Origin of the sequence: Rhizobium sp. K102 (assembly GCF_022385315.1) — a bacterium.
Taxonomy (GTDB): Bacteria; Pseudomonadota; Alphaproteobacteria; order Rhizobiales; family Rhizobiaceae; genus Rhizobium; species Rhizobium croatiense.
On record NZ_CP092434.1, the window covers coordinates 157,408 to 171,812 of the forward strand.

The 14,405-nt window shown below is 55.6% G+C and carries 8 protein-coding genes and 10 pseudogenes; 6 read left to right on the plus strand and 12 right to left on the minus strand.

Annotated elements, in window-relative coordinates; all coding sequences use genetic code 11:
- Positions 1-258: 258 nt before the first annotated feature.
- From MHI61_RS03760 to MHI61_RS03775, 3 pseudogenes are all read right to left on the minus strand, one after another.
- Positions 259-409: pseudogene (locus MHI61_RS03760) on the minus strand (IS3 family transposase); the annotation flags it as partial.
- Positions 410-803: 394 nt separating this feature from the next.
- Positions 804-1,499 (minus strand): annotated as a pseudogene (istB, locus tag MHI61_RS03770) (IS21-like element helper ATPase IstB); the annotation flags it as partial.
- Positions 1,500-1,570: 71 nt separating this feature from the next.
- Positions 1,571-1,854 (minus strand): annotated as a pseudogene (locus tag MHI61_RS03775) (helix-turn-helix domain-containing protein); the annotation flags it as partial.
- A 144-nt stretch (positions 1,855-1,998) separates the two neighbouring features.
- On the opposite strand from MHI61_RS03775, the pseudogene MHI61_RS03780 reads away from it, so the two are divergent.
- A pseudogene (locus MHI61_RS03780) lies at positions 1,999-2,426 on the plus strand (recombinase family protein); the annotation flags it as partial.
- 22 nt (positions 2,427-2,448) lie between these two features.
- Here MHI61_RS03780 and MHI61_RS03785 read toward each other — a convergent pair.
- The 6 genes and pseudogenes from MHI61_RS03785 to virE1 all read right to left on the minus strand — a co-directional run.
- A pseudogene (locus tag MHI61_RS03785) lies at positions 2,449-3,120 on the minus strand (IS3 family transposase); the annotation flags it as partial.
- Positions 3,105-3,305 (minus strand): hypothetical protein, encoded by a 201-nt coding sequence (locus tag MHI61_RS03790; protein ID WP_042119523.1) that lies wholly within the window; start codon positions 3,303-3,305, stop codon positions 3,105-3,107. The pseudogene MHI61_RS03785 and the gene MHI61_RS03790, both read right to left, overlap by 16 nt.
- Before the next feature lie 41 nt (positions 3,306-3,346).
- Positions 3,347-3,640, minus strand: coding sequence for a hypothetical protein (locus MHI61_RS03795; RefSeq protein WP_239789421.1), 294 nt, complete (start codon positions 3,638-3,640; stop codon positions 3,347-3,349).
- Positions 3,641-3,716: 76 nt separating this feature from the next.
- Complete coding sequence (locus MHI61_RS03800) at positions 3,717-5,270, minus strand: virA/G regulated protein (protein ID WP_239789422.1); 1,554 nt, start codon at positions 5,268-5,270, stop codon at positions 3,717-3,719.
- Positions 5,271-5,335: 65 nt separating this feature from the next.
- Positions 5,336-7,003: a type IV secretion system single-stranded DNA binding effector VirE2 gene (locus MHI61_RS03805; RefSeq protein WP_011427364.1), complete on the minus strand. Its 1,668-nt coding sequence runs from the start codon at positions 7,001-7,003 to the stop codon at positions 5,336-5,338.
- Between the two features lie 3 nt (positions 7,004-7,006).
- Positions 7,007-7,204 (minus strand): type IV secretion system effector chaperone VirE1, encoded by a 198-nt coding sequence (gene virE1, locus MHI61_RS03810; RefSeq protein WP_011427363.1) that lies wholly within the window; start codon positions 7,202-7,204, stop codon positions 7,007-7,009.
- 529 nt (positions 7,205-7,733) lie between these two features.
- On the opposite strand from virE1, the pseudogene MHI61_RS03815 reads away from it, so the two are divergent.
- A pseudogene (locus tag MHI61_RS03815) lies at positions 7,734-8,183 on the plus strand (transposase); the annotation flags it as partial.
- A gap of 546 nt (positions 8,184-8,729) precedes the next feature.
- Positions 8,730-9,037 (plus strand): annotated as a pseudogene (locus MHI61_RS03820) (group II intron reverse transcriptase/maturase); the annotation flags it as partial.
- A 71-nt stretch (positions 9,038-9,108) separates the two neighbouring features.
- On the opposite strand, the pseudogene MHI61_RS03825 reads toward MHI61_RS03820, so the two are convergent.
- Positions 9,109-10,309 (minus strand): annotated as a pseudogene (locus MHI61_RS03825) (IS256-like element ISRle12 family transposase).
- A 62-nt stretch (positions 10,310-10,371) separates the two neighbouring features.
- Between MHI61_RS03825 and MHI61_RS03830 the strand changes: the two are divergent.
- A pseudogene (locus tag MHI61_RS03830) lies at positions 10,372-10,605 on the plus strand (transposase); the annotation flags it as partial.
- A 16-nt stretch (positions 10,606-10,621) separates the two neighbouring features.
- On the opposite strand, the pseudogene MHI61_RS03835 reads toward MHI61_RS03830, so the two are convergent.
- Positions 10,622-11,327, minus strand: a pseudogene (locus MHI61_RS03835) (IS5 family transposase); the annotation flags it as partial.
- A gap of 891 nt (positions 11,328-12,218) precedes the next feature.
- Between MHI61_RS03835 and MHI61_RS03840 the strand changes: the two are divergent.
- Positions 12,219-12,914, plus strand: coding sequence for a conjugal transfer ATPase VirC1 (locus tag MHI61_RS03840; RefSeq protein WP_011427359.1), 696 nt, complete (start codon positions 12,219-12,221; stop codon positions 12,912-12,914).
- A gap of 2 nt (positions 12,915-12,916) precedes the next feature.
- Positions 12,917-13,534, plus strand: coding sequence for a conjugal transfer protein VirC2 (locus MHI61_RS03845; RefSeq protein WP_077991683.1), 618 nt, complete (start codon positions 12,917-12,919; stop codon positions 13,532-13,534).
- An 81-nt stretch (positions 13,535-13,615) separates the two neighbouring features.
- Here the strand turns inward: MHI61_RS03845 and MHI61_RS03850 are convergent, their stop codons facing one another.
- Positions 13,616-14,356, minus strand: coding sequence for a response regulator (locus MHI61_RS03850; RefSeq protein ID WP_011427357.1), 741 nt, complete (start codon positions 14,354-14,356; stop codon positions 13,616-13,618).
- Between the last annotated feature and the right edge of the window lie 49 nt (positions 14,357-14,405).

Here is a 14,405-nt window from a genome sequence, read left to right on the forward strand (position 1 = left end):
ATCGCAATCATTATAACAACAGCGAAACCGTCTTTCATTGAACTGCTTGCAAATTAAAAGAACGAAAACAAATGAGCGGGCAGACGCCAGTCTGTGGGACGCCAAAGCCGAGACAGGTTGCGGTTCAGCAGGCTGGAGCGATTGCTGGCTTGGGACTGGACACCGACGCAAACAGCAGCGGTTCTACGACTTCCGATATTCACATCAGCGTTGGAAGGCGGCCCTTTCCGGGAGCTTACTCGGTGATTGACCTTGCCCCTAAGTTTTATCCAATTTTGAATTCGTTCCAGCGGTTGCTGTATTCGGGGCGGTAACGGCGGGTTGCGGTGCGGCCATTCCGGCTGCGCAGCACCGCATCAAGTCGCGGGTTGATTGTTTGAGAGAACTCGGCAGGTGTCATCCAGCCGAGGGCCGGAAATTATTGTACAACACGACGACAGAACACCCACGGGACGGAGGTTCGTGAGCTTTTGTATCCGTGGCATCCCTGGTCCGGTCAGTTCGTCCACGTCCATGAGGCGCTGACCAAAGGAACGGCTATTTTTCGCTGCAGCCTTTCTGGCGCTTCTTCTGATCGGCTTATTGAAGTCCCGGCGTGGATGTTCGACCGATCCGTGAGTGTCCTTCCCGAGAGAAGGGTGACAGTTCATACCGGAGACATGGGTTACACTTTTGGCCTTTGCGAGGAGAGCAAAGGTGCCTTGGCAGGAGTGTAATCTCATGGACGAGCGTCTCAAATTCGTTGCGCGGGTTCTGGATGGCGAGAAGATTGCGGCGCTGTGCCGCGAGTTCGGCATCTCCTGAATCAATCTGTCGAGCAGCGCCGTCGCGACGGGATCTCCGAACACATCGCCCCATTCCGCGAAGCCGCGGTTTGACGTCAGGATCATCGCGCCGCGTTCATATCGGGCGTTGACGAGCTGAAAGAAGAGATTGCCGCCGCCTTGGACGACCGGCAGGTAGCCGATCTGGTCGACGATCAGCAAGCTTGGCCTGCAGAAGAAGCGAATGCGATCCTGAAGCCTGCCTTCTCGTTCGGAACGGGCAAGCGAACCAATGAGATCGGCGAGCGTCGTAAAATACACGCTCTTTCCGGCCTTCACGGTTTCGACGCCGAGCGCTGTGGCGAGATGGCTTTTGCCTGTTCCCGGTGGGCCAAGGAAATGAACGGCTTCATGACGATCGACGAAGCCGAGCTGCGCCAGGGTGAGGATACGATCGCGATCGAGCGAAGGCTGGAAGGTGAAGTCGAAGCCGGCGAGCGTCTTGATCGTGGCAAGCCTACCCATTCGCAGTGCGGTCTTGATCCGGCTGTTCTCGCGTAAGGTGAGTTCCTCGGAGAGAAGGATATCAATGGCTTCCAGGGCGGAAAGCTCACCGTGCTCGACGCGTCGAACGACATGGTCGAGAGCTTCGAGTGCACGTGGCATCTTCAGGCCGACGAGATCATGAGGGATACGATCGATCATGGACGGAATGGAATCAAGGGTCGCGCTCATGGGCGGCCCTCCTGCGCCAGGACCTTGCCGATGGCATCGTAGAAGGCGAGAACCTCGCGGAGAAAATCCGTCACAGCCGTGTAGCCGCCGGTATAGCCTCGTTCACGCAGTTCTCGAAATAATCGACTGCCGTCAGACCAGGGTAGGATTTTACCCGTTCCCGCAGGTATGAAGCGAACGGGTCGATGACCGTCGCCCGAGGCTTTCTTGGACCATAGGCTGGAGCTTCGAGGCCTCGCTCTATGTACTTGCGCACCGCCTTGCGATCGATGCCTGTTTCTCTGGAAATAGCTGACACCGTCAGCCCCTGCTGATGCAGATCCAGGATCATGATCGTCTCCCTCAGCTTGATCACCAACATCCCCTTCCGACCATCGGAAGGAGTATCGGCGATGACGGGCCATCGGTCTTCCGGGGCGCGCCCCGGAAGACCGATGGCCGCAGCACCTGGGGAAGACTCAAACGGCACTATTGGGGAGTATTGCGCCGGTACTGACAGCCTGAGGATATCGTCGACGCCGTACGACAGCTCGTCCTTATCGCCAATGATGATGTGATTGCCGGTGTCCTCAATCGCAACGGACTGACGACCGGCAATGGCAATCGGTGGACACGGGAGCGGGTCACCGCGCTGAGGTCATATCGCAAGATTCCGGTCTTCCGTCCCCAGGTCGACGGGGTCGAGCCGTGGCTTAATCTGGGCGGTGCGGCGAAGTTGGTCGGGATAACGCCAAAACGCCGCGTCTGGCGGCCGAGGCTGGCGATATTGAGGGGGCTCATCCGCTACCCGATGGCCCATGGATCTTCAGCCGTTCCAAACTCGCCACCCCGCAAGCACGTCAGATCCTCGATCGCGCCCGGCAGAACCCTCGACACCCCACAGGATCGCATCCAGATCAGGAAAACCTATTCTCTTCCACAACATAAACGATGGGCGTTATGAAACAGGATTATAATCGCTGCGCCAGTTTGAAAGCGCTGAGCGAGCAACATGGGTCAGTGCCGAGATTAGCGTTCATTCAAGAATTCGTCTCGCAGCCGCCCATTGAAGCTTTCGATGAAGGCATTTTGGATCGGCTTACCCGGTGCGATGTAGTGCTATTCCACCTTGGTCCAATCCGTCCATTGCAGGATCGCGTTGCTGGTGAACTCGCTGCCATTTGTCGCTGACGATCATCTTCGGCTTGCCTCGTTCCTCGATGATCCGGTCCAACTCAAGGGCAACCCGCAGGCCGGAAAGGGACGTATCGGCGACGAGGCCCAGGCATTCCCTGGTGCAATCGCCGACGACCGCAAACACCCGGAACCTGCGACCATCGGTGAGTTAATCCGACACGAAGTCCAGCGACCATCGATCAGTGGCTGCCATCGGGATCAGCATCGGCGCGGGTGTGCCGATCGCTCGCTTCCGGCCGCCACGTTTGCGCACTGACAGCTTCTCCTCCCGATAGAGCCGGAAGAGCCGCTTGTGGTTCACAAGGCGACCCTCACGCATGAGCAGCACATGAAGGCGTCGATATCCAAAGCAGCGGCGTTCATGCGCCAGCGCCTTCATCCGCTCTCGAAGGTCATGGTCATCGCTGCGCCTGGTTTCGTAGCGGATCGTCATTCGGCAAAATCCGAGGAGCGCACGCTCATCATGTCATTGGTCATCGGTGGTCTTTCCGTCAGGTTGGTCTTGAACAACCCGATCCTAGTGGAGAAGACCTTCGCAGAATCGAAGAAATTTGTTCCGAGTTTACAAATCATCGATAACTTTGTGTGGCCGAGGGTGAGGGCGTGAAGCGCCTTGCCGGGGTGTCTCATTTCCCACTCTATAGCGAAAGCCCTCCTGACACGGGCCGCTCTCAACTCCGTGAACCTTCCAAAATCATCGATCGTTCGGAATTCATCTTCGCAGAACGAGCCGGTAGCGGTATAGCCAGCAACCCGTTCAGCAACGCTTGCTGTTCCGCATCCGATAGACGGTCGCCTTGCGCTGGAAATTCCAGCCTTAATTCCGAAGCGCGTGACAAGTCTGGTTCGCCGAACAATGACTGCGGATCAAAAGCCGCATTTGATGCAGCAACATCTCGGTTGTGCTCAGCAATACGCTCTCCGCCACTATGCACTGGGGCTGGCACACCATTCAAAAAACTCAAGAGCTCTTGTTCCGGAGCAGACTGATGACTGACCGCTGAAGAAGTTACCTGCGGAGCCTGAGCATCGTTTATGGCGTCAGACGATTGCAGATCCAAGGATGAGTGTGGTGGCGTTTCCCGCAAGCCGGTTAGTGTTGGTTTTTGCGGCGATCCATGAAGCGTGATCTCCGACAGAGAACTCATTTGACGAGACGGAATGTCCGAGATACTTGTCAAGATTTTCTTCCGATCGCACCTCCCGTTCATTGCCGCGACGAGGACTCTGCGATATTGGACCTTTGCCTAGTGTAACCCCTTCCGCCTTAGAAGCCGAATCCGAAAAATGCACTGCTGACGACGGAGATTGTGGTTGCAAACCAAACTGCTGCTCTGATGCCTGTTGGAGAAATAGGGGGGAGTTTTGTGAAGCAAGATCAACTGGTTTGTCGTTCACGAGCGTGAGTTTGGCTTCGGTCTGGACACCACGGCCGTTTCGAACTCGGTCAGTCCGGTCCGGCTTCGACACCAAAGGGATGCTAGGATCCTCCCTTGGCGAAGATCTGGTGATAGCGGTGGGCTCCTGCCAGGCTTTCCTATGCTCGACCGATTCCGAAACACGGAGTCTCTGCGCGCAAAGTTCAGGTTCGCTCAATGCCGTCAGTTTCCGACGAACCGTCACTCCGAGTATCTTTTTTGAGACTTTCTTTATCTCAGCGCTCAGGTATTGCGACTCACTCTTATAAATTTTGCCGAAGGTGTGTTTAATGCTTGTCAATTGCTTTGTGGACTCATCGTAGATGGCCGATCTCTTGTTGAACATCCGACGGTGACTCAGGATATCTCGGCCTACTTCGTTGCCTTCCTTGTCCAGGAGGGACCTGTAAGATTTGCTGAATGTCCCACCAAGTTTCCGAATCTTCGTTTGCGAGGTATGGCGATCTTCCGATTTCGTTGTATTCCTGGAAAAGCCGGGGCGTTTATAGCCGACTAGCTCAAGGCCGCCTTTGTCGTCCCGCTCAAATGTTTCCCGCCTGGACCCTACTTGACGAGTCAGTTTGCGGTAGAGTCTGTTCTCTGGTCCGCCAGGCTCAGGCGCACTCAGCTCCTCAGAAACAGGCCGAAACAGCCGACCACTGAGCCTGCCTCGGTTGACATACCGTGTCCGGACAAGGGAACCGGTTTCGTCCCGCTCCCACTTTTCCTCGAAGCGCCCGTCTCGATATTTTACATGCTTCGTGCGAAGAGTGCCGTCCTCAGCGTACTGATGGCTCGTAACCCTAGCCCAACTCTTCTTTTCGTGAAGGCTCAAATAAACTGCGCCCGTTTCTGCGTTGCGCTTTAGAACTTTCTTCGTTTTTTCAAAGATACCGTGCTCACGGGTTAGTTCTTTTGGGCGGTCGATTCGAAGCTGCTTATTTCCAAAAATTTTATAGCTTATTTCACCTCGAAAGCCGGCGTCCAGCTTGTCGACCATCTCCATATCGACAGTATATTTTCGCTTCTTTTTCGGCATCTCGAGCCGTGCCTGCCGCCTCATTGCGTTCTCTTCCGTAAGCAACGCTTTACACATTTGCTCATACAGGCGCTTGGTGGCACGACGCATGTCACTTGTAAGCGATTTGGTGACAGTCTTTTTTGTGATGCTGACCACGGCTGAGCTCTTTCACTAGCTACTTCGGACGGTACAGGTCTCATCGCTCCCGCAGTGGCGGAACGTCACAGCCCGTTTATGCTTTGACCACGCTGTCGATTTTCGTAGTTTCGGCGACTATCAACGATTGGCCGTACCACGGGATCCGGACGGACAAAATCACGCGAATATTTATCGGTCGGTTCGCGAAGCAATTGGGCCGCGTCGTCTGGTAACTTAATTAAGAGCCGCTTATATTCCGCAGCACTCGTGTAGGTACCGGTTCGCTGGCCTTTCTCATTTCGGTCCGCAATGAGAACGTTGTTCTCGGTCAGCTGTTGTTGCAGCTTTTCCGAAGAAAGATCTCGAATGTCACGTAGATCTGCGCCGTTCGCAACAATCACTGCCGCCTGCCCGGCAAACTGCTCAAATTTTATGGAATTCGCATAGCTTTGTCGGCCCATCGAGTGGGGTAGTCCAACTCGATTCATCACCTGAGCGAAATGCTCCGGATCGGAATATTCCAATCTGGCAGGGGTCATATAGCGATTACCATCGCGGGCAAGGACTTGAACGCGATCCCATTGCTCGCCCTTTTTCAAAGCTTGCGACCAGGGCGAGTTGGGGGCGTGTTGCATTAGGAAATCGACGCTAACGAAGCGATCGCGAGTCGTTCCTCCCTGCCCATCCGGCTGCCCTCCCATATTGATGGTCGCAAGCGGCAAAGCTTTGTTGTGAGCTCGATTCTCTCCTGCGAATTCCGCGAAGCGGATATCCGCAGCTCCCCGTTCCCATGACTCCAGATACCTGGAATCATGCATGATACCCGACTTCGATTTCAGCTTGATCTCGGTGTCACTACCATACTTAGTCTTTATTATCCGCTCGAACTCCGCAAAGGACTTATTGGCGAACTTGTCACCGGCAGACCTGTACACTAGATGGACATGATTTTCCGGGGTCTTGATCAGAATATCAGGCAGAAGCGAGCCAGCCTGGAATTGGTGTTCGTAGCGCTTCTGAACCTCTCGGGGGCCATATTTCGTTTGTATGTACCTGTCTTGAGGCCTCAATCTGTAATTTTGATCGAGCTTTATGTTCTTATCTGTTTGATAGAATATATTCGTACCCGTGACGCCCATCTCTGCGTGAGCACGATTCCAGACTTCCAACTTGTATTGAAAACGCGCCTTATCCTGGTCTTTTGGCTCAAGGTTATGCCATCTCGCGCTTAATTCCGCCGGGACGTCAATTCTTTCAAATGCGAGAGGCGGGGGATAATAATTGCCGGCCCCGTCCCTATAGAGGCGGCAGCTTGCGTTGAATTCCGCTTTGGTGGGTAGATGCTCAAGATCACCTTTAGACGTACCGGCAAACGCATCCGGTCCAGTTTGCCGCACCAGAATATACTCGTCTGCACGCCGATCATGGCCAGGCAAAACCATATTGGCGAACAGGCTGGATAACTCATTGTCCACTTCGGACTGATTGCCGTGGACGCTATGGGAATCATGACTGGATTGGGAATTAAGCATCTCGTCGAACTGAGAGCTTACATTTTCCGTGTGAGCTGGGGTCCCGGGGATGTCGAACTCGAAAGTTTCGTGGCTACCCGTCATCTCGATATCAGGAGTCGTGCTTGAGTCTAGTGCTTCCTTCCTTTGACGCTTGGGATCGACGACAACAGCATTTTCGAAGTCGCGCTCGCCAGTCACAGGGATATTTTCCCCATTGTCTTCGCTTTTCGGATCCATCGTTTAAATCCTTCCTGCGAGATTCTCTTCGGGCAGCGGGCACCGGAGGACAAAATTCTCCAGTTCAATCATTTCGAGATCCAAACTCGTGAAACCGTTTGAGCGGTGATTGATGCTGAACGCTTCTGTGTGAATTTCTCGCGGCTCCTCAGGCAAGGAGACGGGCCTGGTTTTATTCGCATTTAGTTTAATGATCGCCATGTCGTTGTTTCTCCTGCAAAACTTGCGACGTTCTCCATCTCCGCGGCCTTGAACGGCCTGAGCGATTGCAGGGCGCTAAGCGCGACCCTTTCCTCAGACTTGGAGCCGTTTTGCTGGGGAGCCGGGCCGCAATCGGCTCTTCCGACGCAAGGTCGACATCACACGTTCCCGGCCGAAGATCGTTCAGAACAACTCGCACTTTGAGTTCGCCGAATTGCCGCCTTTTCAGCTTGACTGTCGGCAGACAGCGGCTCCAATCGGAACCCCGCGCGCGATGTAAGCCGCATCAACATTCTTGCCGTGCTCTGAATTTCAAGGCTCCTGCGCCAGCAGTCTCTCTTCGGACACAGTTTTGCCTCCTGAATTGAAGTGAATGTGTGTGGAATCTACCATTTGAGCCCCGGTCTTTGAACGACTATCGCGCTTCATCTGAAACTCTTGCTAGAGCATGTCCTGCGATTGATGAATCGATTGTGAGGTGACGAGAGCGACCGAAGCTGATTCAACATCCACAGCGGAGAGGTGGATGATGGGACAGGCCCTGAGTGATGATCTCCGAATACGGGTTTTGAAAGCGTCTGCGTCGGGCATGTCGGCTCGGCAGGCTGCGGCTCGTTTCGGTGTTGGGATTTCGACAGCGATCCGCTGGATCGCAAGAGCGAAAGAGGGTGAGTTAACTGCTCGGCCACAGGGCTGGAGACGACCTTCGGCAGTGGATGCACACGAGGAATTCGTTGTCGCGTTGATCGACGAGCGTAGGGATGTGACGCTCGGTGAGATGGTTGAGCGCTTGTCCGTCGAGCGGCAGGTGAAGATCAGCCGCAGCGCACTTGGCGCCTGGCTCCGAGGCCGTGGGTGAACCTTTAAAAAAGACCCCCACGCACTGGAGCAGGACCGACCGGACGTCCTGAAGCGCCGGCGCGCCTGGTTCGATGGTCAATTGGACCTCGATCCGGAGAAACTGATCTTCATCGACGAAAGTGTGCTTCAGAGGCACGGAAGGAGTTCAGTATGAGCTAACCCCGTAACGTGAAGCTGCGTGAATGATGGAGGATGGCCCTCCGGGATCGGCTTTCAGGAGCGGGTCTCAAACCAGTCCGAGCTGCTGCGGTAAAGAGCCGTGGTGGTGAGCGCCGGATGAAAAGTTCGGACGAGATCCGAGCAGGTGCGTGTCCGAAAGACGAACGAAAGTGAACCCTCCGAAGACGCGCCGTTATGAATATAAGCGTCGTCGAAACCAGGACTGTTTCGTCATCCTGGGACGAGTCCGCCGGGTGCCTGATGATTGGGCGGGCGGCGATCGGCGTAGAGGGGGCGTGAGTTGGACACAGGCTTTCACCCGGAACTGCAGGAACCAGGCTCCTGATGCCAAGGGAGAAGCCCAAGCGGAGAAACCGTAAGGCGAGAGTACCGATGCAGGAGACTGGGGCGGACCGATCCGTATGAGCGTTGAGGGCCCTGTAATGGGGCCGGAGCAAAGGGATCGGATCAGGTGGTCGTATTGTTTGGAACAACTGGAAACAGGATGACTTCGATAGGTACGACAGACAAGCCGTTTCGGATTGAGAAGCGGCAAGTGTACGAAGCTTACAAAGCGGTCAAAGCCAACCGTGGTGCAGCCGGGTGAACGGTGAGACCCTGGAGATGTTTGACAAAGACCTTCCGAGAAATCTCTACAAGATCTGGAATCGGATGTCTTCTGGGGCTTACTTTCCGCCGCCGGTGCGCGCCGTCTCCATTCCAAAGAAGACTGGAGGCGAAAGGGTTTTGGGCGTGCCGACGGTCAGTGATCGGATCGCGCAGATGGTGGTCAAGCAGATGATTGAGCCGGATTAGAGACGTGGTCATTATGGATAACCTGCCTGCACGGGACTGTCAGGAATTCTGTGCGTGAGGCCGGTTCGTCATTGGTTGAAGAACCGTTCGCCAAAGACGACGGCGAACTGGGTTTTGGCCTCGAACCATTCGCGAGGCGGACGTTTCCAGTCTTCGGCCGCGTGGTTCAGAACTAAATATAGCAGCTTCATGGCGGCATCGTCACTGGGGAAATGGCCCCGCGAGCGGACTGCCCGCCGGAGTTTGGAGTTTAACGCCTCGATGGCGTTGGTCGTGTAGATGATCCGACGCACGCTTTCGGGAAAGGCGAAGAAAGGAATGACGTGTTCCCAATTGCGTCGCCAGCTCTGAGCGATGGCAGGATATTTTTGACCCCAGTATCCGGTTTCGAACGCTTCTAGCGCCTTCATTCCGGCTTCGGCGTCCTTGGCGCGGTAGATTGCCCGCAGCGCCGGGACAACCGGTTTTCGGTCTTTCCATGACACGAATTCGAGCGAATGGCGGATGATGCACGATGCAGGTCTGGACGATCGTCTGCGGGAAAGCAGCGGTGATCGCCTCTGGAAAGCCTTTCAGCCCGTCGACGACGGCAATCAGGATGTCCTGGCAGCCCCGGTTCTTCAGTTCGTTCATCACCCGCAGCCAGAACTTCGCGTCTTCCGTCTGCTCAATCCACAGGCCGAGGATTTCCTTGGTGCCGTCCGCCAGAACGGCAAGCGCGATATAGACGGCCTTGTTGCGGACGAAGCCCTCATCCCTGATCTTGACCCGGATTGCATCGAAGAACACGAGCGGATAGCAAAGCTCGAGCGGCCGGTTCTGCCATTCCCCAACTTCCTCGAGAACAGCATTGGTGACCGCAGAGATCAGATCCGGCGACACCTCGATACCGTAGATTTCTTCGAGATGACCCTGGATCTCGCGCACCGTCATGCCGCGCGCATACATCGAGATGATCTTGTGATCAAAGTCCGGGAAGCGACGCTGGTATTTCGCAATCAGCTTCGGATCAAAGGTCCCGGCCCGATCGCGCGGGATCGACAGCGTCATCTTTGACGTACCTGTCAGCACCGTCTTCTTCGAAGAGCCGTTGCGACGATTGGCGTTGCCCTCCGCCTGTTCGTCATCGAGATGCTCGTCCAACTCGGCATGGAGAATGCGCTCTGAAAGCGCCTTCCTCAGATCGTCGAGCAAGCCATCCTTGCCGAACACCTCAGACGGATCGCGGCCAGCCAAAAGCTGGTCCAGAAGTTCCTTGTCGATAGCCATGTGATGATTCTCTCCTTTCCATCATCATGGCCTCACGCACAGGATTCCTGGCAGTCCCTGCTGCACACAAGATAGCCGGTGTCCGCGATGCCATCGAACGTGCCGGCGCCAAGCTCATGTTCCTTCCGCCCTATAGCCCGGACTTCAATCCAATCGAGAACGCATTTTCGAAGCTGAAAGCCATGTTGCGAGGCCGAGCCGAGCGAGAGATCGATGCTCTATGGGATGCGGTCGGGGCCTTGATGCCTCGCTTCACTGCGGCAGAATGCGCAAACTACTTTAAGGCCGCTGGATATGGCATCTGCCAAGTCATGCGAAGGTGCGCTCCACGACCCAGCGACGCGGCAGAACCTCGAGGCCCCTTGGCCTTATCGGTCCGCTTGACGATCTGGAGAGTGAACGCAGCGATCTTTTGCAGTGCGCCCTTCAGCTTCGGTCCGGCATAAACACCATCGGCGAAGATATGCCTCAGCCACGGCCAGCGCCTGATGGTTTTGAGGACGGCAGGCGCGCCGTCGCGATCCTGAATATCGGCGCTGTGAACGATGAGGCCGACCATCAGTCCGAGCGTGTCGACGACACTATGACGCTTGCGTCCCTTGATCTTCTTGCCCGCGTCATAGCCCGAAATTCCCCCACGTTCCGTGATTTTCACGCTTTGACTGTCGATCACGCCCGCAGACGGCGAGGCCTCCCGACCTTCCAAGTCACGCGCCTCCATCACAAGATGATGGTTGATCCGGCCCCATAACCCTGTCGCTCGCCATTCATAGAAATAGGACCGCACAGTTGTAAAAGGTGGAAAATCTCTGGGCATCATCCGCCACTGGCACCCCGTCGTGGCGATGTAAAGCAGCGCATTCACGACCTCGCGAAGATCGGTGCTGCGCGGTCTGCCCAACCGCCTCGGTCCAGGCAGGCAAGGCGAGATCAATCCCCATTCCCGGTCCGTCAGATCGCTTGCATACCGCACTGCGCGTCGGGCATATTGCCGACGGGTGAAATCAGTCCAGCCCATTGTGGTCTCCGTTTGTCCTAAGCAAACAAACAGAATCACAACTGGCTGATTTCACTCAACTCTTTTTCGGTCAGCTCTTAGACCCGCGCTCCCCCGCCCATTCATCGATCTCGTCAGTCGCATTCGACCTCCGCGGTCGATGATCGAGCCTTCAAAGGGATTTGCCTGCACTGCCAGGAATGGCGGATCTCGCGTGGTCGCATTGTGCCCCCCGTTGCAAAGTTTGCAAACGCAGCGGCTCACCTCTCGCGCTTGCCGGGATTTTCCCGTTCAAGTTAGAACAAGTGCTACATGGTCGTGGGGAAATCGCCGTTCTCCCTCCTCAGTTCGTTCTGTCGAAAAATTTGGGCGTTGCGGTCTGAATATTGGTCGACACACGCTCCAGGCCACAAGCCAATGTTTCTGGGACGTCTGCCGCGGACATGCACTTGGCCATCTTGAAATGCCAGTTGGGATCGAGGTGTCCCTACTATCTCCTTGAACATCGATCGATCATGCAGGGATGGAGATGGATGGGGCCGTGCACGATTTGTCGTTCAAGCCGCCTGGAGCGGGCCGCGCCGGGCGTCTCTTGGCCGTTTGCGCTCGCGGCTAGTGAGCGAGGAGGACCGGAATCTCCCTTTACATTGCGCGTACCGTCCTCGTCAGCACGAGGCGAGCTACCGCCGTATTGGCCTCACGGACATAAGCGTGCGAATTCATGCTGACCGTTGTCGGATCGAGGCCTATTACACTTCTGGAACGGCCGTCTATTGCTACATTCGCGATCAATATAACAGGAATGAAATATAAAATTCGATTAATAGATGCCCTCATGAATACTCGAAGAAACACGGGAATATACGAACAGGCAGACGCCATTTCAGTGTCACACCACAGGCAGGACAAAAAATGAAACTTCTGACATTTTGCTCCTTCAAAGGAGGTGCAGGCAAAACGACTGCGCTCATGGGTGTTTGCGCTGCCCTTGCAAACGACGGCAAACGGGTGGCTCTCTTCGATGCCGACGAGAACCGGCCGCTGCCGAGGTGGAAGGAAAATGCAATACGCAGCGGGACCTGGGACCCTTGCTGCGAGGTTTACGCCGCCGAGGAGATGGCCCTTCTCGAGGCAGCCTATGAGGACGCCGAGCTTCAGGGATTTGATTATGCGTTGGCAGATACGCATGGAGGATCGAGCGAACTCAACAACACCATCATTGCCAGCTCAAACATGCTTCTGATCCCTACAATGTTGACCCCGCTCGATATTGACGAGGCATTGTCGACCTACCGCTACGTTATCGAGCTGTTGCTGAGCGAGAACCTCGCAGTTCCCACAACCGTATTGCGACAACGTGTTCCGGTCGGCCGATTGACCACATCGCAGCGCGCGATGTCGGACATGCTCGCGAGCCTCCCGGTTGTGCAGGCTCCCATGCACGAGAGGGATGCCTTTGCCGCAATGAAGGAACGCGGCATGTTGCATCTCACATTGTTGAACATGAGAGCTGATTCAACGATGCGTCTGCTTGAGCGGAATATCAGGATTGCGATGGAGGAACTCGTGGTCATCTCAAAATTGATTGGCGACGCCCTGGAGGGTTGAAGATGGGTATCCGCAAACCGGCCCTGTCCGTCGACGAAGCGAAGCGGCTTGCTGCAGCTCGACCCGGGATTATTCATCCGGACCTGCAACATTTCTCCCGGGATGCAGCCGCGCCACGGTTGCCCCAAAGAGCCGGCCATGAAGAGCGACGAACGACATCTGCTCTTGCCAAGCGTTCCGGCCCCGAATCGCAATCGATAAGAACTGTGGATGCGCTCAATTCGAGCACGGCGCCGGAAAAGGTCCAGGTTTTTCTTTCAGCGCGGCCGCCCGCGCCTGGAGTATCAGAAATATATGACAGTCTGATCCTGCAATACAGCGCTTCCAAGTCTCTGCAGATGATACTGCGTCGTGCGCTCGACGATTTCGAAACCATGCTGATGGACGGATCGTTTAGCAAGGCTTCCCAAAGCTATCCAATCCCTCAGGAAACTTCCGAAAAACGCGTCATTGTTCAGACATCCCGCATGCTCCCCGTATCGGCGCTGAAAATCGCACGCGATCACTTCGATCCATCCGGACTGGAGACTTCGCGCGCGTTTGGCCTTAAACTCGCCACCGCCGCGCTTGCTTCATTCTTTGACGCGGCGAAGGCACCGGGACGCGGCCGGAGGACGTGAGATGCCCGAACAATTCGAGCACCTGCCGGACGCGGGAAAAATTGGTTCGGGATCGAACCGCCGGATGGCTGCTACGCCAGATCAGGCAGCCATCACTCCTCCGTAGGAAACATTCACATCAATATCGAAGAAGTAGCCGGCACCTCTTGCAGTCTTGATCAGCCGAGGGTTCGCCGCATCTTGCTCGAGCTTGCGGCGAAGCCTCAGGATGAGGACGTCGATGCTTCGGTCATATACCTCCTCTTCGCGCACCCGGCTCGCAATCAGAAGCTGCTCGCGGGATAACACATCGCGCGGTTTCTCGAGGAATGCGACCAGAAGGTTGAACTCACCTGCAGTGAGCTTGACCTCGGCGCCGCCTTCCGAAGTCAAACGGCGTTGTCTGAGATTAAGTGTCCAGCCGTCGAAATAGAATGTGCGCCGATCCTTGGTGCGCGCGACGGTCGGACGCACACGCAAGGCAACGCGGATCCGTGCCAGAAACTCCCGCGTTCCGAAGGGTTTTGCGATAAAATCGGTGGCTCCGAGTTCGAGAGCCAAGACCTTGTCCGCTTCTTCCAGGCGATCTCCGCTGATGATTATGATCGGAACGTCTGATTTTGTTGCTAGCGTGCGGACGATTTCAAGCCCATCCTCACGTCCCAGATTGAGATCAACGACCACAACATCGACGGTCTCGGATGAGAGGACGCGGTTAAACTGCTGGCTGTCGGCTACGGCAGTCACCTTCAAGGCATGAACCGTGAGACATTCGACGATAAGATGCCGCATCGCGAGGTCGTCATCAATGACAAGAACGTGTTTCAACCGTTCACCTTTCATTCCAGGATCCCAGCGGCTGAGGCTGAGCGTGCATAAAAATGATTTGTTA

Bases quoted from the DNA above. Each gene is read 5' to 3' on its own strand.
- MHI61_RS03790 (WP_042119523.1), bottom strand. From the start codon at position 3,305: ATGAGACACCCCGGCAAGGCGCTTCACGCCCTCACCCTCGGCCACACA.
- MHI61_RS03805 (WP_011427364.1), bottom strand. From the start codon at position 7,003: ATGGATCCGAAAAGCGAAGACAATGGGGAAAATATCCCTGTGACTGGC.
- virE1 (WP_011427363.1), bottom strand. From the start codon at position 7,204: ATGGCGATCATTAAACTAAATGCGAATAAAACCAGGCCCGTCTCCTTG.
- MHI61_RS03840 (WP_011427359.1), top strand. From the start codon at position 12,219: ATGAAACTTCTGACATTTTGCTCCTTCAAAGGAGGTGCAGGCAAAACG.
- MHI61_RS03845 (WP_077991683.1), top strand. From the start codon at position 12,917: ATGGGTATCCGCAAACCGGCCCTGTCCGTCGACGAAGCGAAGCGGCTT.
- MHI61_RS03850 (WP_011427357.1), bottom strand. From the start codon at position 14,356: ATGAAAGGTGAACGGTTGAAACACGTTCTTGTCATTGATGACGACCTC.